The organism is Candidatus Margulisiibacteriota bacterium (assembly GCA_018822365.1).
GTDB lineage: Bacteria > Margulisbacteria > WOR-1 > O2-12-FULL-45-9 > XYB2-FULL-48-7 > XYB2-FULL-45-9.
The window spans coordinates 1-24,408 of the sequence record JAHJKL010000034.1 but is presented as its reverse complement, the minus strand read 5'-3'; the positions used below and the strand labels follow the sequence as shown (position 1 = coordinate 24,408).

Sequence of the window (24,408 nt, the reverse complement as noted above, 5' to 3'; positions counted from 1 at the left end):
GACCAATTATCTTCTGCTGGAGATCGGGCAGCCGATGCACGCTTTTGACGCTTCACTGGTCAAAGAGCGACATATTGTCGTTCGCCGGGCTGAACCTAACGAAAAGGTCCTCGCCCTGGACGGCAAAGAGTATACGCTGAATTCCGAGGTCCTGGTGATCGCCGATCCGGACAAAGCGATCGCCATAGCTGGGATCATGGGATTGGCCAATAGCGAGGTCCGGCCGACGACCACGACCATCATTTTAGAATCGGCCTGCTTTGATCCGGTCTCGGTCCATGAGAATTCCAAAAAATTAAAACTGCGGAGCGAGTCTTCGGTCCGCTTTGCCCACGGCATTGATTGGCTGGGAGTAAAAGAAGCGCTCGACCGGGGAGCCGCCTTAATTGCCGAACTGGCCGGGGGAGAGGTCCTGTCCGGCCGTGTCGATGCCAAGAAAAAAGAGCCGACACCCAAAAATGTTCTGCTTAGGTCTGAAAGGGTTGAACAAGTATTAGGTGTGAAGATCGCTGCCGGGACAATGAAGAGCATTCTTACAAGTCTCGGTTTTGGGGTCAAAACCAAAGGGAACGACCTTGTGGTTGAAGTCCCCCTCTTTAGAGCGATGGATGTCAGCCGGGAAGCAGACCTGATCGAAGAGCTGGCCCGGATCAATGGCTATGACAAGATCTTACCGACCATGCCGGATACCTCTTTTCCCGGAAAAAAAGTCCCGGTTGAAGACCATTTGAAACTGCGACATGTGCTCGTTGGCTGCGGATTGAACGAGGCGCAAACCTACACCCTGATTGGTGAGAAAGACCTTGCCTCCTCGCTGTTTTCGCTGGACGAGATGCTTAAAGTTGAAAATCCTTTGAACGCCGATCAGGTTTATTTGCGGCCAAGCCTGCTCCCGGGTTTGCTCCGGGCCGCCCAATATAATCAAAACCGCCAGATCGAGAACATTTTGCTCTTTGAGATCGGCAAAACATTTAAACAAAGCGGCGAGAAGCTCCCTCATGAAAACTGGCGGATTACCGGGGTTTTGACCGGCTCACCCTTTCAAAGCCTTTTGGATAAAGGGACGATCGATTACTTTTTTATCAAAGGGATATTAGAGAGTTTATTTAGCGCGCTTGGCCGGTCTTTGCCGGAACTTAAAGAAAGCGCCAGTCTTCTCCTGCAATCCGGGAGCGGGGCGGAGGTCCAGGAAGGTGTTTTTGGCGCGCTTAGCCCAGAGATCCAACGAAATTATGATCTTAAAAAACCGCTCTTTATTTTTGACCTTGATCTTGATCTTCTGCTGGCCAGGAACAGCCGTGACCGCTCTTACAGGCAGCTGCCGAAATTTCCTTATGTAACCCGGGACATTTCGCTGGTGATGCCTGACCACGCGGCCAATCAAAGCGTTGTCGCCCTGGCGAAAGAATTGGGGGCCGGAATTGTTGACGCGGTCTTTCCGTTCGATAAATACAAAGAGAGCGTCGCTTACCGGATAATTTACCGCCATCAGGAGAGAACCCTCACCGAAGACGAGGTCAACCAAAAGCACCAGGCGATCGTGGACGCTCTGGTCTCGCAGCTGCACGTTAAGTTGAGGTAGGGGGCGTAACCCCGCAGCTGAATAAGTGATCCGTCCCGCGGCTAAACGCCGCGGTTAAAGGAAGAAGCTTAACAGCGACGTTCAGTCGCTGACGAAGAGTTGGAACTAGCAACTGTTGGCTTGAGTGCCTTGTGGCTAAATAAGGTATATGCCCCGCGGCTGAACGCCGCGGTTAATCCTAACAATGTTTTACCACTATATTTTTAATACTTATAAAGGGAAATCATCACTTCTTGAAAAAGAGATGCGGCAATTTCTTGATGCTGAATTTAAGCAGATAGCCAAAAAGAGAGAGCTTAAGCTGCTTGCTTCAAGTATTCTAGAAGAACACGTTCATTTATTGCTAGAACAAGCGGCGACCGATTCCACCGAGTATGTTATGAAAATGTTTAAGGGGAGTTCTTCAAGGGCCTTTTTTCTGGAATATCCATCAAATAGATTTGTTGATCGGAAATTATGGGGGAGGGGTTATTTTGCCCGTAAAATAAGTGAAAAAGACCTTCCTAAAGTGATACAATATATTAACAAGCAGCATGACGATGCGGGCGTAGACAAAAGATATTAGGCCTAACCGTCCGCCTTCGGCGGATTTAGTCGCGGGGAGATGCGCAGTCAGCCTCGGGTGAGAGGTACGGAGTTCAGTCGAGGAGATATACAGTCAGCCGGGGGGGGTAGTGATGAGTTTCGTAACCAGCGGCTGAACGCCGCGGTTAAAGGAAGGTAACAATGAAAAAACTATTAATTTCCCTGATTGTTCTTGTTTTTTGTGGTCACTTATCATTTGCAAATGATACTGAATATGTTGTGATAACAAAAGGGCATAACATAAATATTTACAATGAAAAAGGAGATTATGTTGGCGATGTAAATGCAAATGAAGCTTATGTGGTATTTAAGGTTGAAAAAAATGATTTGAACCAAACATTGGCTTATTGGTTTTATTTTAATAATAATATTGCTTCAATAGAAGCGGATAAGGCAGGAATGCTTAAAAAGTATGACAATAAAGAAATGCAAGATATCTATGATGAATTTTATAAATCAATAAATAGCGTTAATAGGTTAGATACGTTAAAAAAGGAATATAAAAAATTAATAGCTGAGTATAAAAATAGAGACCTAACATTCCCATCGGAATATTATTTAGCGCCATATTTGGCAATTTTAAATAGAATTAATTTTTGCCTGAAAGATAAACTCAACGAAAGATTAGGTTTTTATAATGAAATAAGGAAGTTTTTGTTGTTACAGTTGAAGGTCAATGATGTTGACCGTCAATTTCATTCAAAAGCATTAATGTTTTTAGTTGGCAATGATGTGTCGGGAAATAATCAAAACAGCCTTTCGTTAGCGAAAGAAGCTTTTGAGTTGGATATTTCTCAGGAATCCGCCGATTTGTTGTTATCTCAATTAGCTTTAAGTGGGGTGGAAGAGCCGCCTTTATTAATTAGTAATGTTGTTAAATATATGTCAAACAATTGGAGTTCCAATCTTTATTTGGCAAATTATTATGAATTAATTGGAAATGATGACAATGCTATTAAATATTATTTAATAGCAGAAGAAAAAGTTTCTGAAAATTACAAGGTAATATTTGATGTGCTTGGTACGCCGAAATTGGCAAAATTATTATTCAAAAAGGAACAATATGTTCCAGCAGCCCAAAGGTATTTACATTTAGGGAATATTAGAGAAAAGAATTATTATTTTGATGCGGCTTTAAGTTTTGCGAAGGCGCTCGAAAAGGGAGACATAATTGAGGGAATTGATATATATAGACTTATTGAATTTTATAAAAAAAGTGATATGCCTGATGGATACTATAACGCTGGTTTGCTCTATATAGAAATGGGTTCTCCAAGAAACGCGCGAATGATTGCTAATGAATTAAAGAAGAAATTCAATGAAATAGAAAAGGCTAACATTTTGTTTGATGAAGCAGATAAATTAGATGCGCGCCTTAAAGGGCACAATCCCTAACCGCGACGTTTAGTCGCGGGGATATGCGCAGCCCATTTAGTAGTGAGATTGGTGGTCAGTCGCGGTTGATACATTCGTCAGGAGATAAAAGGATAATAATAATGGCCGACCTTACCCCAATGATGAAACAGTACCAGGAGATCAAGGCCCGGCATCAGGACGCGATCCTCTTTTACCGCTTAGGCGATTTCTACGAAATGTTCTTTGACGACGCGGTCATCGCTTCTCGCGAACTCGATCTGACCCTGACCGGCCGGGGCAAAGATGACAACCGGATGCCGATGTGCGGGATCCCGTACCACGCCGCCGAAGGCTATCTTGCAAAGTTGATCGAAAAAGGTCACAAAGTCGCGATCTGCGAACAGATCGAAGACCCCAAATTAGCGCAGGATAGCGTAGTCAAACGAGAAGTTATCAGGACCATTACCCCGGGAACCGTTAATGAGCCGTCGATGCTGACAGAGAAGGCGAACAATTATCTGATGGCGGTCAACCACGACAAAGGGAAATTCGGTCTTGCCTTTGCCGACGCGACGACCGGCGAGTTTAAGCTGACCGGTTTTAATTCGTTCGGCGAACTGCTGGATGAAATTAGCCGGATCGCGCCGGTCGAACTTTTGGTTTCCGATCTTTTCCCGGACAATGAGCGGGAAAAATTAAACCAGCTAAGGCTCAAAAGCCGATCAAACTTCAAAGATATTTATGACGGGGAGACCTCGGCCAATAAACTCAAGGAGCATTTTTCGCTACATACCCTGGAATCGTTCGGACTTGATGAGGGGGAGATCGCCTTGGGGGCGGCGGCGGCGATCATCGATTATCTGCGCGAAACACAGAAGACCGCCCTCCGGCAGATCGGTTCGCTCAAGCGCTACCAGGTCGGCGACTACATGATCATTGATAACGTTACCAGGCGTAACCTGGAACTGGTCCAGACCGTCCGGGATAAATCACTTCAGGGGAGCTTGCTTTGGGTCATTGACCGGACCAGAACCCCGATGGGGGGGAGGCTCCTTAGACAATGGCTTTTCCAGCCGCTGCTCAAACAAAGTGAGATCGAACGACGTCTTGAGGCGGTCGGAAAGTTGACCGGTGAAACTATTTTACGGAGCGAACTTGCCGCCGCCTTGAGCAAGGTGTTTGACATCGAAAGGTTGACCGGAAAAGTGGCGACCGGGACCGCCCATCCGCGCGATCTGGCGGCGCTGAAGGAATCGCTGGTCCAGCTCCCGCTGGTCGAGCGTCTGCTCAAAGAGCATCTTGCCTTGGCCGGGTTTATTCATGAAGTTAATAATAGTAGAGAAGACCGGGCGACCGTGATCGAACTGATCGGCCGGGCGCTTGTCAATGATCCGCCGTTCGTCATGAAAGAGGGGGGGATCATTCGGGATGGTTATAATGTTGAGCTTGATGAATTAAAGAAAGCGAGCCGGGGTGGAAAGCAGTGGATCGCCGAGCTGGAAGCCCAGGAGAGGCAGAGGACCGGGATCAAGTCGCTGAAGGTCGGCTACACTAAAGTTTTTGGCTTTTTTATTGAAGTGACTAATTCCAACCTTGACCAGGTCCCTGCTGATTACATCAGGAAGCAGACGCTGGTCAACGCCGAGCGATTTATTACGCCGGAGCTAAAGGACCGGGAGACGATGATCTTGAACGCTGAAACCCGGAGCAAGGAGCTGGAATATCAGCTTTTTGTCGAACTTCGGGGAAAAGTAGCCGAGCAGACCCGCCAGCTTCAGGTATTAGCCTCGGAGATCGCTCAACTTGACGTTTTACTCTCCCTGGCTGACTGCGCGGTAGAGAACAACTATTGCCGTCCGGTTTTTACCGACAAGAAAGAAATCACTATTGAAGCTGGGCGCCATCCGGTGGTTGAAAAGATGTTGGGCGAGTTCAAGTTTGTCGCCAACGACACCGAACTAAATCCTGATCGTTGCTTTTTACTGATCACCGGTCCCAATATGGGGGGGAAATCGACCTATATGAGGCAGACGGCGTTGATCTCTCTCCTGGCCCAGATCGGGTCGTTCGTCCCGGCCAAAAGCGCCAGGCTTTGCCTCATTGACCGGATCTTTACCCGGATCGGGGCGATGGACGACATCTACTCGGGACAATCGACCTTTATGCTGGAGATGACCGAGACCGCCAACATTGTTAACAACGCGACCGGACAGAGCCTGGTCATCTTAGACGAGATTGGGCGGGGGACCTCGACCTTTGATGGGATGTCGATCGCGGCGGCGGTCGCTGAACACCTGCACACAAAAGTTAAAGCTTTAACTCTTTTTGCCACTCATTACCATGAGATTACCCAGCTGGCCGATAAGCATCCCGGGATGGTCAATATTAATATGACGGTCCGCGACGTTGGCGGGGAGATAACTTTTCTTCATGCCATTGCCGATGGGCCGGCTGACCGGTCGTATGGCATTCAAGTAGCGAAGCTTGCCGGGATCCCGGCCGAAGTGATCGACCGGGCGAAAGATATCTACGAGACGCTCGAAATGGTCGAGAACGATCTGGGAGAAAAGGAAGAGGGCTTAAGGGATCAAGGGATCAGGAAGCGCAGAAAAGAAAAACGCGGCAGCACCCAGGCAAGTTTGTTTTGATTCTGGTATAATTACTGCCAATGAAGCGAGTTCTGCTTATAGTTGCGCTTTATATTGCTTGTTTGTCCACTATTTCTAGTGCCGATATTATTCTTTCCAGGCCGATTCTTGCCAATAAATATTTAAACAAAATTGAAGCCGGCTCAACTCCTAAAATTATTGTTAGCTATCGCAATGAAACCGGAAAAAAAGTTGAGCTTTCATCTGTTGCTTTTTACTTGGAGTACGACTCATCAATTATTGACAACATAACAAAAATTGATAATTTGAACACCAATAACTTTATTGAAAAAGAGGTCGATCTGACCAAACCGGGGCTGATCGTATATAAGCTTGAATCAATCTATTCTAATTGGAATCTTCTGCCTGTCAGGCCAAGTGAAACAGTTGATCTGGCCGAGATCTTTGTGCACATCAATCAGGATTACCAGACTCAAGATAAAAAAGTTGATATATTGAATTTTTCTCAAATTTATCCTTCTTATTGTATTGATGATATACTGAGCGTGACTGGTGCACTGGCTAAGGGTGAGCAGGTTGTAGTTGCCGGATCAACGCCGCCGGAATTTAATGGGCTCAACCTGGCTGAATCAGCCAATATTATGGGGGTAGGTAACCCGGGAAATACAGTTGTGTTAGATTGGATCTCTTCCGCAAATAATACAATCGATTTTAGTAAGTACGAAAATGGCAAGCTAACTTATCGTGTTTTTCGGGCGAGCGATCCGGCTTTCTCCAATCCTGTTGATCTCTCTGTTGATGCTACACCGCCTTACACCGGAAACATTAGCGGCAAAGATTATATTTATCAGGATGGAGTTGGAACCGGGGTCCCGGCTGAAGGTGAATCTTTGAGCGATGGGTCATATTATTATTATAAAGTGTGTGCTTTGGACAATACTTCCCCCGTTCAAAATGAATCGGTCAATAATAAAGTTTTGAGCGTTGTCCCTATGGACCTAAACCCGCCGGGGGAGGTTGAAAATATTTCGGCAGAGCCCGACGATCGTAAAATAACTTTGACCTGGAAAAATCCTACCGATCCTGATTTTGGAGGGATTGTGATCCTAAAAAATACCGGTCGGCCAATTGGCAATAAGCCTCTTATTTCGGCGGCGTTTCCAGATAAAAATGGCCAGTTGTATACCGAAGGAGAAGAGCCTTTTGGCCCGGGTAACGGAAAGATCGCTTATGTTAGTCCGCAGGAAGATGTTGATCCCAGCCTGGTTTTAAATGGGGTTGAGGACTATGTTGATAATGGGGTTGTAAACTATTATCGAATAATCACTTATGATCGAGCGATTACCGGTCCCCCCAGGGAGATGGGCCGGAATTACTCGGCCGGGGTCAATATTTCTAAAACTGCCGGAAAACGCCCTAGGCCGATCACTGATTTTAAAGTTATTCAAGGCGCGGCGCCGGGTGAAGTTAGTTTTTCCTGGAAAAATTCATCGGATGATTATGTTGAAGGGATTATTGTCAGGTACTCAACCGACCTTGACGCGAAGTACGATGATCTGAATGATGAGACAATTGGGGAGATCGCCGGAGTTTTTCCGCTGACCGCCGGGCCGGGAGAGAAAGAAACAGTTGTTACTTATTTGCCTTTGGGTTCACATTATTATTTTAAGGCTTATGCTTATAATATTACGGCCAATCCTCTTGATCCATTTGATCCGCGGAACATGAGCGAACATATTTTTGCTCTTGGAGCGACAGCTGATCTCCCGCTGCCGATCCATTTACTCAAGCAAGATAAGCTGGCTGTTTTTGGTCAGCTTCAGCAGGAGATCTGGGCTGCGCTCCTATCAGTTGGTTATATTGACGGATCAGGTGCTATTCAGCCTATCTTTGACGGCAATAAAGAGAATTTCTACTTACCGATCGATCAAGATGATGCGATCATCAGCCAGGTCTTTGACCTGCTTTATCAAGCGTCGACCGAACAGGGGGAGATAATTTATTCCGCAAAAACTGCCGGGGCCAAAGAGAAAAGCGTTGGGGAGGCTAAAATCCAAATATGGATTGGCAACCGCCTTTATCAAAAAGAGCTGGCCACAAAAGGAGAGGGCTTTATTGTTGAGCCGGCTGCCGAAGTGAAACTGAAAGTTTCTTCGACCGGGATGGTCGCGCTTTCCAGTAATCTTGAGGATTATTTGGTTCAAGTCGATCCGGGAAAACAAAGCTCACAGTCAATGGGAATGATTCCTGACAATCGTGGCAAGATGACTTCAATGGGAACGGGAAAAGTCGGCTCATTTGCCGTTCGCGCGAGTTTATCGAAAAACCTTGAGCCCGGCTCACATACTATTTTAGTTACAGCCAAGAAAATTGAAGCAGATGGGTCTGTAGTTAATATTACCGAAGCGGCGACCGTTGAAATCGCCGGCGGGCCGCTTAGAGTGACTAAATTGCCGCTGGCCTATCCCAGTCCTTTTAGTGCTCCTCGAGATAAACAGGTTACCATCCAGTATGGCCTATCGGCTAGCGCGAATGTTGAGATTTATCTAATTGGCGGCGATGGGACAAGGATAAAGCACTTTATTTTCAATGCTGGTGATGAGGGCGGAGCAGCGGGGATCAATAAAATCGTTTGGAACGGCCAGACAGATCAAGGATATTTAACAGGGAACGGTATCTATGTCGGGACCATTTTATCCAAGGATGAAGGCCGTTTGCTAAGTAAATTCAAATTGACCGTGGCAAATTAAGGTGTAAACTTGTTATCATCAATGGCAATGAACAAACCGTTTATTATAGTTGGTGTGTTGCTGTTAGTTTTAACTGGAACAGTTAAGGCAGAGAACTTTTCCGCGCAAGTAGTGGATAAAAAAAGCAAGGAATCTCTACCTATGACTTTGGTTAAAGTTATAATCAATAATGATGGTATTATTTCTACTCCGCCGACAAAAATTGAGCGTTATACCGACAATTCGGGAAAACTTGAATTTGAAGTGGAGTTGAATAAACAAGCCAGTCCGGAAACGCTGGAATATGATTTGCAGGTGAAACGAACTGGTTACTCCCCGTTTAATGATCACGGGTATATGTTGAAATTCCCCGAGCTGATCGAGCTTTTTTCTCTTAGCGGGCAAAAACAACAAACTCGCCCAAAAAAGCTTATTAAAATCGAGTACCTGCATTGAAAATAAAAGTATGTTATTCTACGCAAGTCAGTTCGTTGGGGGGTTAATCCTAAGGTCGACCGAACTGTTGTTTATGAAAAAGTCGAATAAAGGTGAAAAAAAGTATTAACTTAACTATAATCATGTTCGCGATAGTGATGTTATCATGCTCTTCTTCCTTGGCAGATCTGGCTCCGGTTAAAAAAATATCTGAAGTCCCCAAAGTATCAATCAAACAAACATTTTTAAAAGTTCAGGTTGTAGATCTTAAGGGCCAACCATATAAAGGTAGCAGTGCATATGGGCCAGTGGTTGTATATCTATATAACGTAAACAAATCGGGTATTAAGCAATACAAATCGATAGAGGTTGACGAAAAGGGGATTGCCATCTTTGACTTGGGCAATGCTCTTTTTGATAATGTAATCATTGACACTCTGGTTGTTTTTGCTGAAGAAGGCGGGATCCCAGGTGGTAGCCCTAATATTGGTAATAAATTTACTGAGACTCCGGTTGTTGTAAAGGTTAAAAGGGAAGCCTTTAATAATGCTAAAGTAACAGTGGTTTCCCCCTAAAGGAGCTAACCCAGTAATTCCTGTCGAATATAAAAGGGCCCCGATTAATTCGGGGCCCTTTTTAACTTGTTTACCAATACTTTCCATATTATAATAATCATTGATGAATTTAGTACCGACTAAAATATTTTTTACCAAAGGGGTAGGGCGGCACAAGGAGAAACTGGCCAGTTTTGAGATGGCTCTGCGCGACGCCGGGATCCAGGCGGTCAACTACGTTCAGGTGTCCAGTATATTCCCTCCCGGCTGTAAACTGGTTACCCGCGAGCAGGGGATGAGGTCGATCAAGCCGGGTGAGATCACCTTTATCGTCATGTCCCGCAATGACACTAACGAACCGCACCGCCTGATTTCCGCTTCAGTCGGGATGGCGATTCCCTCGGACCCCAATTCCTACGGTTACCTTAGCGAACATCACGGGAACGGGATGACCGACGAAGAGTGCGGAGATTACGCTGAAGATATCGCCGCGCAGATGCTGGCGACGACCCTGGGGGTCCCCTTTGACGAAGACTCCAGCTGGGACGAGCGGCAGGAGCTCTGGAAAGTATCCGACCGGATCGTCCGGACCACCCACATTACCCAGAGCGCCATCGGCCAACGGAATCTGTGGATCACCGTCCTGGCCGCGGCGGTCTTTCTTTTTGACGAGAATTGATGGCAGCCTCCGACCTGCGGATCAAAGGGTTTCTGGAGACCTCTTTCCTTGACTGGGACGGGAAGATCGTTTCGGTAGTTTTTCTCCCAAATTGTAATTTCCGTTGTCCGTTCTGCCACAATGTTACTCTGGTGACCGATCCCGACAAGCATGAAACCGTCCCTGTCGGTAGAGTCATTGGTTTTCTCAAGGAGCATACTGATTTTATTGACGGGGTCTGTATTACCGGTGGGGAGCCGGCACTCCAGGCCAACCTGGGCCTGGTTGATTTTATTGCTGAATTAAAAAATATGGGGCTCCTTGTGAAGCTGGATACCAACGGGACCGATCCCGACCTTTTAGAGAAGCTATATAAAGACAAAATGCTTGATTTTGTCGCTATGGATGTTAAAGGTCCGCTGGACGAGCGATATTATAAATTATGCGGTGTTCAAACAGATCTGGCCAAGGTCAAGAAGAGCATCGTCCTGATCATGAACAGCGATGTTGATTACGAGTTCAGGACAACAGTCGTACCGAACTTATTATATGACCAGGATATAGAAGATATGGCAAAAGGGATAAGAGGGGCGGGAAAATTTGTTCTCCAGCAGTTTGATCCCCGCAATACCCTTGACCCAGCGTTAGGGGGAGTCGCGCCATATCAGGCGGAGAAACTTCAGGAAATGGCGGCCATTGCCGGGCGTTACGTCAAGAGTGTTCTGGTCCGGGGGAAATAGGAGTTAGTATTTGGGTTTTTGCCCAAGCTTGGCCAGCAGTTCGTTGATCTCGGTTTCCAGCTCGGTCATTCGGAGCTCCCGACCAACCGCTAAAGAGTGAAATTGTTCCAGCTCTTCCATTTTGCTTGTCAATTGCAGATCATAGGCTTTTCTTTCGGTTACGTCGCGGGCGACCCCGAAGATCGCCGCCGGGATCCCTTCTTCAGCCTGGATCTGGCTGTCAATGTCCATAACGATAATATGGCCGTCCTTGGCCTTGATCTCCGCTTCATAGCGGGTCCGGGTAGTTTGACCGCTGACTTTTTGTTCGATCTTGGCCTTGATCACGGCATACGACTCGGGAGTAGTAAGGACGGAGAAGTTTTTGCCGACCAGCTCATCGATCTTGTATCCCAAAATCCGCTCGACCGCTCTGTTGATCGAAACAAAGTCTCCTTTCAGGTTCAGCGTAAAAACGATATCGTTGACATTTTCAAAAATAATATTATAAAGTTCCTTGCTTCTAAGTATTTGGGCTTGGGCCTGGTTGAGCGAGCGAAAAGTATTGTTGATCGCCCTCTGCAGGGAAGTGATCTCGTCATTGCCATCTTCAGGAATGGTCAGGTTGATCTTTTCTTTCTTGCCGATAGCCGTAATTGCGCCGGCCAACCTGGAAAGTCTCAGGAGAAGCAATCGGTCTAATAACAGCTGGAAGATCAAACCCAGCAAAACACCCGAGAAAACAATGATAGCCAGTAAATAGTTGACAGTCCTGTTTAAGTTGTTATAAATGATCCGAGGCACGTTTCTGGCCAGCAGGGCGGCAGGTTTTCCGTAAATATCTTTGATGACGGAATATCCGTTTATGGTATTATCGTCTACAACTTCAACCAGCTGGCCCTGTCTGCTTTTGTTGCTCACGCGGGTGAATTCATTTGTAGAGATGTTTTTCCCGGGGACAAATAATTTCAAGGGGAGCTGCAGCGACTGAGAAAGATAGGTTAGCTCGGCGCCGCCAACAAAACGCGCGAAGACCAACACCCCTCTGGTCGGCCCTTTTTCTTCGCTGGTTAAAATGGGTTGAGCCGAAAAGATCAATAATCCGTCCGGCAGGAGCAGGCTGCCATGGGCCATATTTTTTGCCGGGATGGAGGCGATCTCGGCCAGGTGCTTCTGAATGCTTGGCAATGGGGCGACAATTTGGTTTCGATCGGAATCATAAGAAAACCCCTTAAATAAGTTCCCTGAAGTATTAACGAATAAAATAGTATGCAATCTTAGGTTGTGAAAAGTGGTAGGGGTAATATTGGCGTCAAGGAAAGCTTTGTTTCCGTCAGCCATAAAATTGTAACAGTCGTCCCAGACCGCCCAGTCTCGGGCCATGTAGTTAATGGTATCCAGCTCAATGGCTTCAAACGCCCCCGCGATCCTTTGGGTCCGGTCAGCGGCATCATCAAGCTCAGCGCTTAGAAAATGGGGGATAAGCAACAGCCTGACACTGGTCATTACGACCAGGAAAATGGCCAGCAGGGTCAGGGCGGTCGAGACGATCACTTTCGTTCTTAATTTCATGGCTCCAGGTGGAATTATGGCACTCAATAAATTGGATTGCAACAGAATTGACATTGACAATCGCAGTCGTTATACTTCAAAAAACAGGAGGGCCTGAAATATGTTTGGGATCGGCACGATCGGCGGTATGTTTTTGTGGGGACTGCTTTTAATTGTATTCATTTTATGTTTTTCTTATATAGTCTGGGTTTCCGCCAGGCGGGAACACGGGATCATCCGTTTATCCGGCCAGATCCTGGCTATTTCACTGATCTTTCTGGCCGTGGTCGTTATTTTTTACTCTTCGATGTTCGGTCGTTTGTTCTTAAGAAGCTGGAAAGGGAACATGGGTGGGGCATATCAGATCATTGTTCCGGAAACCGGGCGGCTTAAATGACCTTAAGCCGGAAAATTTCGGTTGTTCTTTTGTTTTTTCTGTTGGCTGTTTCACCTCTTCTGGCCATGGGAGAAAAGCAGGCCCCAATGAAAAGCCAGCCAGCTAGTTTAGATTTTTCCCTGCCTGATATTCATGGAAAGACGGTCAAGCTTTCGGACTACAGAGGAAAAGTGGTCATGCTAAACTTTTGGGCTTCCTGGTGTCCCCCTTGCCGGGAAGAAATGCCGGCGATGCAAAAACTTCATGAGCGATTGGCTAAGGAGGCGTTCGCGATACTTGCGGTCAATATTGAGCCCGGCGGTTCGGAAAAGGTTCGTGATTATCTTAAAAAGAACGGATTAACTTTTAAAGTCTTATTTGGAGGGGAAGAGATCGCCTACCGCTGGTCGATCCGGAGCATTCCGACAACTTATCTGATCAATAAAAAAGGGGATATTGTCCAAACGATCATTGGGCCAAGAGATTGGGTCGATGCCGATAATTTGGAAATGTTCATGGGCATGATCAAGCAATGATCAAGAATTATTTATGAGCAGCATACCAATATTGATCGCTTTTCTTGCCGGACTTCTCTCCTTCTTTTCCCCCTGCATCTTGCCTTTGATCCCTTCATATATCCTGTTTTTGACCGGGATCACGGTCAAAGAATACCAGATTGATATCGCGGCGGCCAGGCGGACAACCCTGATCAGCGCCCTCTTTTTTGTCCTTGGTTTTTCCCTGGTCTTTATTATCCTGGGAGCCACCGCGAGCGCTATCGGCCAGTTGTTAATGTCATACCGGTCGGTGATCAGGATCGTTGGCGGAGTGGTGGTGATCATCTTAGGGTTGTTTTTGCTCCGGGTGATCAATTTAAGCTTTCTGCAAACCCATTTTGGCCTGGAAATGCGGTTTAAACCGAGCGGTTATCTTGGCTCTTTTGTTTTTGGCATGGCTTTTTCATCCGCCTGGGTCCCTTGCGCAGGACCGATCCTTGGTTCTATTTTAGTCCTGGCCAGCGTTTCTTCGAGTTTGAATAACGGGATTATTTTATTGGTCTTTTATTCTTTGGGGGTAGCTATTCCTTTTATTCTGGCCGCCTGGCTGCTTGATCTGGCCATAGTTTACATTAAAAAAGTCCAGCAGCTCTTTAGCTACATTGAAACGGTCAGCGGGGTGCTGTTGATCCTGATCGGATTGATGGTTTTAACCAACTCCCAGCAGGTCGTTTCGGCCTGGCTTAGCCGGTAAATGCTCCTTGATCTGATCATTGTTGGCGGAGGGCCGGCCGGGATCACCGCTTCGGTTTATGCCGCCAGAAAAAAGATTTCTTTCGCTATTTTGGCTAAAGAGATCGGGGGCCAGGCCGCCTGGTCCGGAAATATCGAGAACTACCTTGGTTTCCAATTGATCTCCGGGCCCGACCTTGTCAAGAAATTTTCCGATCACCTTAACCAGTACAAGTTTGACCTGCGTGAAGGGTCTGAGGCCATAAGGGTTGAAAAAGATGGGGGTAATTTTAAGACGATCCTTTCTAATGGCGAACAACTGCTTTCCAGGACGGTTTTGATCGCTTCCGGCAAGCGGCCAAAAAAGTTGGACGTTCCAGGTGAAAAAGAATATCTTGGCCGGGGCGTGGCGTATTGCGCGACCTGCGATGGGCCGCTCTTTGCCGGCAAAGCGGTCGCGATCGTCGGGGGAGGCAATTCCGCCCTGGACGCGGCGATCCAGATGGAGAAGATCGCCGAAAAAGTTTACCTGGTCAACATCGCGCCCGACCTGACCGGCGATCAGGTCATGATCGATAAGGTTAAGGGATCAAACAAGGTTGAGATCATAAATAATTCCAAAGCCGAAGAGATAATGGGAGACCAGTTCGTGAAAGCTATTAAAGTTGCCGGGCCGGGACAAACCAAGGTGCTAAAGGTTGAAGGGGTGTTTGTTGAGATCGGCTTGATCCCCAACTCCGGCCTGATCGATTGCGTCAAAAAGAACGATCATGGCGAGATCATGATAAACAGCGCCGCCGAAACTTCCTGTCCCGGTGTTTTCGCGGCGGGGGACGTGACCGATGTTCCGGCCAAACAGATCATTATCGCGGCGGGGGACGGGGCCAAAGCGGCGCTTTCCGCTTTTTCTTACCTCAATCATTTAACCTCATAGAGCGCAGGTGTTGGTATACCTTTTGATCAGGACCGAGCTTAAGATCATTAAAACAAAAACATAAACCGCGGTGATTTCCTTGATTCCGTGGACCGCCATCCCCTGGGTCGCCAGCAGACTGGCGATCAGGATCGAGAACTCTCCGCGCGAAAAAAGGCTGTAACCGACATTTTGCGCTTCTGCCAGAGAGATCTTCTGGATTGGGACAGCTGCCAAACCGGTCAGGAGCTTCCCGCCGATCGAGACCAGGATCAGGGTCAAGACCATGGCGATCACGTTCCGGTCGATCGCCAGCAGGTCAACTTGCAGGCCAAAGGAGAGAAAAAAGAGGGCGGCGGCAAAAAAGCCAAGCGGCCCCAGCAGTTTTTTTATCCTTCCTTTATGTTCCGATTCGGCCAGGGCGGAGCCGATGAAAAAAGCCCCGGTCGCTTCGCTTAAGCCGATAAATTTTGAGAAAAGGGCGATAATAAAGATCAGGCCGATGATCTCAAGCAGGAATATCTCTTCCTGTTCGACATTTAACAAGAAATTCAGGAAGGAGCGGATCGGCTTTTCCAGGACAACAAAAAAGCCGCAGAAAAGGAGCGCTTTAAGCAGAGCAATTGAGATCAGCGCCAGATCGACCGAGCTGTTGTTGTGAGCCAGGGCGGCAAAGATCGCCAGCATGACCGCCATGACAATATCTTCGACGATCAATATGCCAAGGACTGTCCTGGTTTCGTGCCGCGGCATGCAGCCGGCGTCGACCAGCAGTTTGGAGATGACCGCCGAACTGCTGACGTAGACAATGCCGCCGAGGAAAAAGATCTCCAGCGGATTCCAGCCGAACAGGTAACCGCAAAGGAGGCCGAGGGGGAAGTTGATCAGCAGGTCAAGCAGGCTTAGGAGAAAGACCTTTTTCCCCAGGGAGCGGACCTTGTTCATGGAAAATTCCAGCCCGACAAAAAAGAGGAGGAGGATCGCGCCAAGTGATGACAAGAACTCAAAGGTGACCGAAGGTTGGAGAAAAAAACGGGCCAGCGCCCCGGCAAGCAGGTAGCCGGCAATGGTCGATTGCTTCAGGCGGTTGGAGAAAAGGGCCAGCGCGGAAGCGCTTAGCAGGAGGGCTCCAAAATAAAAGAACTCCTTCTCCATTTAACCTTCGACGATCCAGTGCTCCTGCTCTTTGAACCAATCGGCCGGGTTGTTGAGGTATTTTAATGTTTCATCGAGTATGGCAAAGTGTTCTTTTTCTTCCTGGGCGAGGGCGGCGTAAAACTTCCTGGCGGTCTGGTCGGAGCTTTCCGCGGCGATCTTGTCGTAAAGGGTAAAGCTGTCTTTTTCCAGCCCTTCGGCGATCAGGTACGCGTCATTGAGCTCTTGTTGGGTCTCAAATTTACGGTCCAGTCCTTTTTTTAGTTTTTCGACAATGACTTTTAACAGTTCAGCTTTGGTGGGATATATTTCGACCCCTTTTAGCCAATCGGAGGCGAGAGTTTTTTCTCCGGTAAGGTTTTGATAAAACTCCTTGATCTTGGCCAGATGGATCAGTTCACGATCAGCCAGGCTGGTCAAAGTTGACGAGGCGAGCGGGTTGGCGGTCTTTTTTGCGGTTTGAGTATAGAAATCGTAGCCTTTCTTTTCCAGTTCGATCGATAGTTTGACGTCAGCGATCAAGTTGTTCATGGGCGTGGCCCTCCTTTTACTCATCATTAAAATACTAGCAGTTGTTGGAAAGAATAACAAGCTTACAGCTTTAAGCTGTAAGCGCTCCTATCACTTGGCAATCACCATTTGTACTGCTACAATTACTGACATGAAAGAAATCCTGGTTGTAGACGACGAAAAGGACATTGCCGAAGCGATCGAGTACAATTTGAAAACCGAAGGCTATAAAGTGGCCAAAGCTTATGACGGTTTGAGCGCCGTTAAAATGGCCAAAGAGAAGATTCCCGCTTTAATAATGCTCGACCTGATGCTTCCCGGAATGAGCGGGCTGGATGTTTGCAAAGCGCTTAAGAATGGGCCCGCTACCGCCAATATCCCGATCATTATGCTGACCGCCAAAGGGGAAGAGGCGGATAAAGTTATTGGGCTTGAACTAGGGGCTGACGATTATTTGACCAAACCATTTAGTATGCGGGAGTTAATTGCCAGGATCAAAACGATCATCAAACGTTATGGGGGGGGAATAATAACGGCGCCGAAGGTCCTCAAAGCCCCCGGACTTGATCTGGATACGGATAAGCATGAGGTCAGGGTAGCCGGCAAGCCGGTCGAGCTGACCGCCAAAGAATTCGCGCTTCTCCAGTATTTGTGGGAGAACGAAAGGAAGGTTTTCAGCCGCGAGCGGCTGCTTGATACGGTCTGGGGGATAGAGGTCGCGGTCGAAACCCGAACGGTGGACGTCCATGTCCGGCGCCTGCGGGAAAAACTTGGCAAGGCCGAGAAATATCTTCACACTTTGCGCGGGGTTGGTTATAAATTTGAGGTAAAGAAGTGAAAATATTTAATTATTTTGGCCGGTTTTATTCCGCGCTATTTCTGGCTTTTGTCGGCAACGTGGCGGTCTGTTTTCTGGTCATATACCTCCTGAAATCTAAGTGGTACGCCCTGCTGGTCGGCATGGCGGTCGCCGTTCTTTTCAGCGCGGTTTTTGCCAGGTTGTTTAGCGACCCGATCGTCCGTCTGTCTGATGTCGCCAAGCGGATCGCCGCCGGGGAGTTTGAGAACCATTTTTTCCGGCGTTCCCGTTTCGAGGTCGGTGAACTTGAGCGGGCGATGGAGCGGATGAGCAAGTACCTGCGGATAACCTTTGAGAAGCTTTCCGCGAAAAAGAGCCAGATCTCCGCGGTCCTTTCCAGCATGAACGAGGGGGTTCTGGCGGTCAATCGGGAAGGGAGAGTTATCCTGGCCAACCCGGTCATAGAAAAGATCTTGGGGGTGACCGAACCGGAGATTATTGGGAAAACGATCAGAGAAGTAGTTCGCAATAATGAGATCGCCGACCTGATCGCCAAAGCGCTGCGCGAAGGGGAGCGGGTCAGGGAAGAGATCGAGGTTGTCCAGCCATTTGCCGGGATCTTTGACGCCCACGCCGGCCCGGTCATGAACGAGGAGCGGGAGGTTATCGGGGTGGTTTGCGTGTTGCATGACATGACTGAAGTGCGGAAACTGGAGAAGGTCCGCTCCGAATTTGCCGCCAATGTTTCCCATGAACTGAAGACTCCGCTGACTGTTATCAGGTCTAATGTGGAGACCCTGCTGGGCGGGGCAATAAACGACCCGGCGCATAATATTGAATTCGTGAAAAAGATCGACAAGCACGCGCGCAGCCTCTCGGAGCTGATCGATGATATTTTAGAGCTTTCCCGGCTGGAGTCTAAAAAAGAGCTTGGTCCTTTTATCAGGCTTGACCTGGAAGAGGTAGTTGCCCGGGCGATCGAGACGGTTTCTGTTAAAGCGGTAGAAAAAGGGGTGGCGATCATTGCCGAATGTCCCGGCGAGGAAGTTTTGGTCAATGGGATCGAGGACCATCTTTACCGGGCGGTCTTGAATTTGCTTGACAACGCGGTCAAATACAACAACCCGCAAGGGAAGGTTTCCATCAGCTGCAAAATGGATAACGACCGCGTAAAAATTATGATCGCCGACACAGGGGTAGGGATCGGCCGGGAGCACCTCCCCAGGGTCTTTGAGCGATTTTACCGGACCGATGTCGCCCGTTCCCGCGAACTTGGCGGAACCGGCCTTGGGCTGGCGATCGTCAAGCACGTTGTTAGCCTTCACCATGGGACCATTGAAGTTGAAAGTGAGGAAGGAAAGGGCTCTACGTTTACTATTACCCTGCCGCTGATCGCCTAACCTTTCAGAATTTACCTGATCGTAACACCTCTTTAATTATCGCTTAATCTACTTTGTCCATAATTTAACCGTAATTAATGATTAATGCTCCAACAAGGAGGGGGGCAAAATTGAAGTTCAAGTTAAATTATAAAAGGAGAGAAGAGATGAAAAAAGTAATTAGTTCAGGCTTGTTGATGATTTTGACTGTGGTTTTCGCGGCTTCCCTGGCCTCGGCCCAGCCCGGCGAACAAAAAAAAGTCGAATCTTACATAAATGAATTGCGGGGTAAATTAACCGTGGCGCAAAAGAACCGGGACTTGAAAAGAGCGCGGCTTTTACAGCAATTAATCAGTGACGCCAGGCTGCGCCTCAATAAGATCAAGGCTGAAGCGGCAGAGCCGTCAACGCCGACCGCCCAAGAGCCAGTCGCCTCTGAAGCGAGTGATGAACTGGTTGACCTTAAAGAAGAGACCAACGCGGCGCTGGCCAGCTTAAAGAATGAACTGGTGGCGGTCAAAGCTGATAATAAAGATATTAAGGTCAGTTCCGTGGTTTTCTTCCACTGGCAGAAATATACCCAGAATGCCGGCTCATCCAACTACAATCAGTTTGATGTCAGCCGGGCGTATTTGGATTTCAAAAAGAAACTGGCAGATGAAGCCAGCGCTCGGGTGACCCTGGACGTCCGGCGGCTGGACACCACATCTTCGACCGGGACCGATCCTAACAAGAAGACCCAAAACTTATTTGATTATTTGAAATACGCTTATTTGGAAAAACCAGTCCCTGTTCCGGTCTATCTTCAACCGGTCCCTTATACGTTGACCGCTAAGATCGGTCTTCAGCATACCGCCTGGATCGATTGGGCGGACAAGATGCTCAATGCCCGCTTTATCGCTAAAACCCTTCTAGATAATGAAGGGGTGATGAGTTCATCTGATTTTGGCTTGGGCGCTCTGGGAAAAATCAGCGTCAGCGGTTTTTCGGATGTTGAATATCACGCGACCATGCTCAATGGTTCGGGCTACTCAAAGCCGGAATCAGACGCGCGAAAAGATATTGGCTTAAGGCTGAACTCGACAGTTTATAGCGATTCTAATATTGGGAGCGTGGTCGTTGGGTTGTTTGGCAACCTGGCTGGAGTAAAAACCGATGGTTCAATGGACAGTCATACAAAGAAACAGACGGTTGCCCTTGTCGGTATAAAAAATCAAATGGTTTCGGTTGGGGTGGAATATTTGTATGGGACAAATATCTCCGGGTATAGTTTAGGCGGTACTTTTCTGGTCTATCCCGGGTGGACCCTTCTTGCCAGGATCGATAACTATGATCCATCTCGAAGCGCCGGCAATAACGAGATCAACCGGTCGATTTATGGGTTAATTTATGATTGGGGGAAAGATGTCAAATTGGCGGCTGACATTCAGAGCGCCAGAACGGGAACTGGCGCGACCACCAGCATCTTTTACCTGCATAGCATGATCACAATATAAGGAGGAGAATAAATGTTTAAAAAAGCAATAGCTGCCGTAATTTGTCTGGCCCTTGTTTCAAGCGCCGCGCTGGCTGTCTCTCTGAACGGAGCCGGGGCGACCTTTCCTTACCCGATTTACGTCAAATGGAACAAGATGTTTGCCGACAAGACCGGGATCCAGGTTAATTATCAGGGGATCGGCTCAGGCGGCGGGATCCGCCAGTTTACCGCGCAAATAACCGATTTTGGCGGGAGCGACGCCCCGATGACCGAAAAGCAAATGGCTGATGCTGGCGGCAATGTTCTACATATTCCAACAGTTATGGGAGCGGTAGCCGTCTCTTATAATCTACAGGAGGCAACAAAGCTTAAGCTTGATCCTGAAACACTGGCAAAAATATTTATGGGGAAGATAAAAAAATGGAATGACCCGGCGATCGCGGCACTTAATCCCGGGGTCAGACTGCCGGCCAAAAGTGTTCTGGTCGCGCATCGGAGCGATGGTAGCGGAACGACCCACATCTTTACTTCGTATTTAGCCAAGGTCAGCACCGCCTGGGCGGCAGAGGTTGGCGCGGGGAGCGCCGTTTCCTGGCCGACCGGTATCGGCAGCAAAGGGAATGCCGGAGTTGCCGGGGTGATCAAGGGGAACGAAGGGGCGATTGGATATGTCGAGCTCTCTTACGCGATCAGCAACGACCTGCCAGTTGCCGCGCTCAAGAACAGGAGCGGCAGTTATGTCGTCCCGTCTCTTCAATCAACGACCGCCGCGGCGTCGGGAGCGATCAGCTCCGCGAAAATTTCCAAACAAGTCGCCGGTGGAGATTATAGGCTTGATCTGACCAACGCTCCCGGAGCCGGATCGTATCCTATTGTCGGTATGACCTGGATACTGGTCAAACAAAAAATTAATGACGCTGAAAAAGGGGAAGCTTTGAAAAAGTATCTTAAATGGGGTTTGAGCGATGGTCAAAAATATGCCAGCTCTCTCCTGTACGCGCCACTGCCGGAGAGTATGTCGGATAAAGTATTGGAGTTGATCGATTCAATTGAAACTGGTCTTTAGTAAACTATTGAAACAAGGGGATGTCTGGTTCAAAGGCTTTATCTTTGCCTTTGCCGCCAGCATCCCTTTGATCCTGTTCTCGCTGGTCGGGGTCCTATTGTTTTGGGCCTGGCCGGCGATCAGGCATTTTGGCTGGGGCTTTATTATCGGCACTGCCTGGGATCCCTTGGCCGACAATTATGGCGCCCTGCCGTTCATTTATGGTACGGTAATGTCTTCGCTTATCGCGCTGGTCATTGCCGTTCCGCTCGGACTTGGTTGCGCGATTTTTATCTCCGAGGTCTATAAGTCAAAGTTTCGGGAGTACGTGGCGGTAATGGTCGAACTTTTGGCGGCGATCCCTTCGGTAGTTTATGGGCTTTGGGGGATATTTGTCCTTGCCCCTTTCTCGGCGAACTATCTCCAGCCGATGCTTAAGGGGCTTTTTGGTTTTCTTCCTCTCTTTCAAGGCCCATCCTCCGGACCGAGCTTGTTAACCGGGGGGATAATTTTGGCGATCATGATCCTGCCGACCATAACCGCGTTATCGCGCGAGGTTCTTCAAGCGGTCCCTTACAGTTTACGGGAATCGGCGATGGCACTTGGGGCTACCAGATGGGAGACCTTTAAACTGGCGGTTTTTGGTCCGGCCAGTTCCGGGATCATTGGGGCTGTTATTCTTGGTTTGGGAAGAGCGCTGGGGGAGACGATGGCGGTGACGATGGTGATCGGCAACCGTCCGCAGATCTCCGGTTCCCTTTTTGCTCCGGCTTATTCACTGTCGGCGGTAATCGCCAATGAATTCGCGGAGGCGGTGACGGAATTGAACCTGTCGGTCCTGATCGAACTCGCCCTGATACTTTTAGTGATCACTATAGTCGTCAACGGCTTAGCGAGGTATTTAGTGTGGCAAACGACCATCAAAAATTAATTAGAGAAATAAAAGAGAGAGTATTTTTAGGAGCGGTGGTCTTAAGCGCGGTGCTGGCGGTCATGCCGCTGATCGCCGTAATTAGTTATGTCTTTTTCAAAGGGATCGGCGCCTTTAGCTTTGACTTTTTTACTCAACTTCCGATGCCGGTCGGGGACCCGGGAGGAGGGATGGCGAACGCGATCGTCGGAACATTTATTTTGGTCGGGCTTGCCTGTTTGGTCGGTCTGCCGATCGGGATCTTTGGCGGCATCTGGCTGGCGCAGTATGGATCCGGCAAGAGAGGTTTTTTTATAAGATATTCGGCCGATGTTCTGTCGAGCCTGCCGAGCATAGTCATTGGCATTTTTGCCTACGTGTTGATCGTGGCGACCATGAAGCGGTTTTCGGCGATCGCCGGCGGCTTTGCCCTCGGGATTATCATGATCCCGGTGGTCACCAGGACGACGGAAGAGATGGTTAAAATGGTCCCCCGTACCCTTTATGAGGCGGGGTTGGCGCTCGGCCTCCCGGAATGGAAGGTCGCTTTGCGGATCGTTTTTCGCACCGCCTGGAACGGGATCTTTACCGGAGTGATCCTGGCGGTTGCCAGGATCATGGGGGAGACCGCCCCGCTTATCTTTACCGCTTTCAATACCATGTATTGGAACCTGCAGATCGACCAACCAATGGCCTCCATGACCGTGCAGATCTATAATTACGCGATCTCCCCATTTGATGAATGGCATGCCAAAGCCTGGGCCGGTTCTCTTACAATAATTTTGATCGTGTTTCTAATAACTGTAGTCGTAAGAAAATATTCAAAGAGGGTCTATTATGGATAAAATTAAAATGAAAGCCTCCGGTCTGAACGCCTGGTTTTCAGGAAAACAAGCCCTGAAAGAAATTAATATGGAAATATTCGCCAATAAGGTGACGGCGGTTATCGGGCCGTCAGGTTGCGGCAAGTCGACCTTTGTGAGGAATTTGAACAGACTGCACGAAACAATACCGGGAGCAACAGTTGCCGGCGAGGTCCTCTTAGATGAAGAGAATATCTTTAAACCCAGGTACGACCTGGTCGATCTTAGGCGGAGGGTGGGGATGGTCTTTCAGAAGCCGACTCCCTTTCCCACCATGTCAATCTACGACAACGTGGCGGCGGGCCTTAAGCTTGCCAGCCGGTTTAGTAGGGATGTTTTGGACAAGGAGGTTGAGACCTCTTTAAAACAGGCGGCGCTTTGGAATGAGGTTAAGGATAGCCTTAATAAACCAGGCATCGGCCTTTCGGGGGGGCAGCAGCAACGGCTTTGTATCGCCAGGACCCTGGCGGTCAAACCAGAGGTGATCCTGCTTGACGAGCCTTGTTCGGCCCTTGATCCGATCTCTACCGGCAAGATCGAAGAGTTGATCCATGAGCTCAAAAAAGATTATACGATCGTGATCGTGACCCACAATATGCAGCAAGCGGCCCGGGTCGCCGACTTCACCGGTTTTTTTCTCCTTGGCGAGCTGGTTGAATTTGACGTTACCGGCAAAATATTTACCGCGCCGTCCGATAAGCGGACCGAGGATTACGTGACCGGCCGATTTGGCTGATAATTGTTACCAGCAGTTAACATTGATGTAACCTGGAGTTAACAAAGGCATAAGAAAATGAACATACAAAATGAGTTCAATCAAAAGGTATTTATTTCTCTTTTTCGCGATCAGCCTCCTGCTTGCCGGCGGCTGTGCCCGCGGCAACAAAGCGATCCAGATCAAAGGTTCGGACACCATGGTTAACCTGGCTGAAGCCTGGACCGAAAAATTTATGGAAAAATATCCGGAAAGCGCG

The 24,408-nt window shown here is 48.3% G+C and carries 23 protein-coding genes; 20 read left to right on the top strand and 3 right to left on the bottom strand.

The features are described from left to right. The 9 genes from pheT to KKF06_02485 all read left to right on the top strand — a co-directional run. Nucleotides 1-1,582, top strand: a 1,582-nt coding sequence (pheT, locus tag KKF06_02525; GenBank protein ID MBU1616644.1) for a phenylalanine--tRNA ligase subunit beta, incomplete at its 5' end; no start/stop codon positions are given. 184 nt (nt 1,583-1,766) lie between these two features. Next, complete coding sequence (gene tnpA / locus KKF06_02520; protein ID MBU1616643.1) at nt 1,767-2,147, top strand: IS200/IS605 family transposase; 381 nt, start codon at nt 1,767-1,769, stop codon at nt 2,145-2,147. A gap of 161 nt (nt 2,148-2,308) precedes the next feature. Further along, nucleotides 2,309-3,562, top strand: coding sequence for a hypothetical protein (locus KKF06_02515; GenBank protein MBU1616642.1), 1,254 nt, complete (start codon nt 2,309-2,311; stop codon nt 3,560-3,562). A 101-nt stretch (nt 3,563-3,663) separates the two neighbouring features. Then, on the top strand, nt 3,664-6,171 hold the full coding sequence (gene mutS / locus KKF06_02510; protein ID MBU1616641.1) for a DNA mismatch repair protein MutS: 2,508 nt from the start codon (nt 3,664-3,666) through the stop codon (nt 6,169-6,171). 20 nt (nt 6,172-6,191) lie between these two features. Further along, nucleotides 6,192-8,882, top strand: a complete 2,691-nt coding sequence (locus KKF06_02505; protein ID MBU1616640.1) for a hypothetical protein — start codon at nt 6,192-6,194, stop codon at nt 8,880-8,882. Nucleotides 8,883-8,909: 27 nt separating this feature from the next. After that, nucleotides 8,910-9,317, top strand: a complete 408-nt coding sequence (locus tag KKF06_02500) for a hypothetical protein (protein MBU1616639.1) — start codon at nt 8,910-8,912, stop codon at nt 9,315-9,317. Between the two features lie 92 nt (nt 9,318-9,409). Beyond that, nucleotides 9,410-9,871, top strand: coding sequence for a hypothetical protein (locus tag KKF06_02495; protein ID MBU1616638.1), 462 nt, complete (start codon nt 9,410-9,412; stop codon nt 9,869-9,871). Nucleotides 9,872-9,974: 103 nt separating this feature from the next. Continuing rightward, complete coding sequence (locus KKF06_02490) at nt 9,975-10,529, top strand: arginine decarboxylase, pyruvoyl-dependent (protein MBU1616637.1); 555 nt, start codon at nt 9,975-9,977, stop codon at nt 10,527-10,529. After that, the gene (locus KKF06_02485; GenBank protein MBU1616636.1) at nt 10,529-11,248 is read left to right on the top strand and encodes an anaerobic ribonucleoside-triphosphate reductase activating protein; all 720 of its coding nucleotides are present in this window, start codon (nt 10,529-10,531) and stop codon (nt 11,246-11,248) included. The genes KKF06_02490 and KKF06_02485 overlap by 1 nt, the downstream gene beginning before the upstream one ends. Before the next feature lie 3 nt (nt 11,249-11,251). Here KKF06_02485 and KKF06_02480 read toward each other — a convergent pair whose 3' ends face one another. Then, on the bottom strand, nt 11,252-12,799 hold the full coding sequence (locus KKF06_02480) for a PAS domain S-box protein (protein ID MBU1616635.1): 1,548 nt from the start codon (nt 12,797-12,799) through the stop codon (nt 11,252-11,254). 100 nt (nt 12,800-12,899) lie between these two features. Between KKF06_02480 and KKF06_02475 the strand changes: the two genes are divergently transcribed. Genes KKF06_02475 through KKF06_02460 form a run of 4 tightly spaced genes read left to right on the top strand, consistent with a single transcriptional unit; the run spans nt 12,900 to nt 15,317 of the window. Further along, a complete protein-coding gene (locus KKF06_02475; protein MBU1616634.1) occupies nt 12,900-13,175 on the top strand; it encodes a hypothetical protein in 276 nt (91 codons plus the stop codon). Beyond that, nucleotides 13,172-13,690, top strand: a complete 519-nt coding sequence (locus KKF06_02470) for a TlpA family protein disulfide reductase (protein ID MBU1616633.1) — start codon at nt 13,172-13,174, stop codon at nt 13,688-13,690. Before KKF06_02475 ends, KKF06_02470 begins: the two co-directional genes overlap by 4 nt. 13 nt (nt 13,691-13,703) lie before the next feature. Then, entirely contained in the window at nt 13,704-14,405 is a 702-nt protein-coding gene (locus KKF06_02465; GenBank protein ID MBU1616632.1) for a cytochrome c biogenesis protein CcdA, read from the top strand. Further along, a complete protein-coding gene (locus tag KKF06_02460; protein ID MBU1616631.1) occupies nt 14,406-15,317 on the top strand; it encodes an FAD-dependent oxidoreductase in 912 nt (303 codons plus the stop codon). On the opposite strand, the gene KKF06_02455 is transcribed toward KKF06_02460, so the two are convergent. Continuing rightward, nucleotides 15,312-16,451 (bottom strand): cation:proton antiporter, encoded by a 1,140-nt coding sequence (locus KKF06_02455; GenBank protein ID MBU1616630.1) that lies wholly within the window; start codon nt 16,449-16,451, stop codon nt 15,312-15,314. The genes KKF06_02460 and KKF06_02455 overlap by 6 nt on opposite strands. Then, nucleotides 16,452-16,982 (bottom strand): ferritin family protein, encoded by a 531-nt coding sequence (locus KKF06_02450; protein MBU1616629.1) that lies wholly within the window; start codon nt 16,980-16,982, stop codon nt 16,452-16,454. Nucleotides 16,983-17,112: 130 nt separating this feature from the next. Between KKF06_02450 and KKF06_02445 the strand changes: the two genes are divergently transcribed. The 7 genes from KKF06_02445 to pstB all read left to right on the top strand — a co-directional run bounded on the left by KKF06_02445 (nt 17,113) and on the right by pstB (nt 24,170). After that, nucleotides 17,113-17,799: a response regulator gene (locus tag KKF06_02445; GenBank protein MBU1616628.1), complete on the top strand. Its 687-nt coding sequence runs from the start codon at nt 17,113-17,115 to the stop codon at nt 17,797-17,799. Further along, a complete protein-coding gene (locus tag KKF06_02440) occupies nt 17,796-19,160 on the top strand; it encodes a PAS domain-containing protein (GenBank protein MBU1616627.1) in 1,365 nt (454 codons plus the stop codon). The genes KKF06_02445 and KKF06_02440 overlap by 4 nt, the downstream gene beginning before the upstream one ends. A gap of 146 nt (nt 19,161-19,306) precedes the next feature. Continuing rightward, entirely contained in the window at nt 19,307-20,635 is a 1,329-nt protein-coding gene (locus KKF06_02435) for a hypothetical protein (protein MBU1616626.1), read from the top strand. A gap of 12 nt (nt 20,636-20,647) precedes the next feature. Next, nucleotides 20,648-21,682, top strand: a complete 1,035-nt coding sequence (pstS, locus tag KKF06_02430) for a phosphate ABC transporter substrate-binding protein PstS (protein MBU1616625.1) — start codon at nt 20,648-20,650, stop codon at nt 21,680-21,682. A 7-nt stretch (nt 21,683-21,689) separates the two neighbouring features. Continuing rightward, nucleotides 21,690-22,592 carry a phosphate ABC transporter permease subunit PstC gene (pstC, locus tag KKF06_02425; GenBank protein ID MBU1616624.1) on the top strand — a complete coding sequence of 301 codons (903 nt, stop codon included), beginning with the start codon at nt 21,690-21,692 and terminating at the stop codon, nt 22,590-22,592. A 62-nt stretch (nt 22,593-22,654) separates the two neighbouring features. After that, the gene (pstA, locus tag KKF06_02420; GenBank protein ID MBU1616623.1) at nt 22,655-23,416 is read left to right on the top strand and encodes a phosphate ABC transporter permease PstA; all 762 of its coding nucleotides are present in this window, start codon (nt 22,655-22,657) and stop codon (nt 23,414-23,416) included. Further along, nucleotides 23,409-24,170, top strand: a complete 762-nt coding sequence (gene pstB, locus KKF06_02415) for a phosphate ABC transporter ATP-binding protein (protein MBU1616622.1) — start codon at nt 23,409-23,411, stop codon at nt 24,168-24,170. The genes pstA and pstB overlap by 8 nt, the downstream gene beginning before the upstream one ends. The last annotated feature ends 238 nt before the right edge of the window (nt 24,171-24,408 follow it).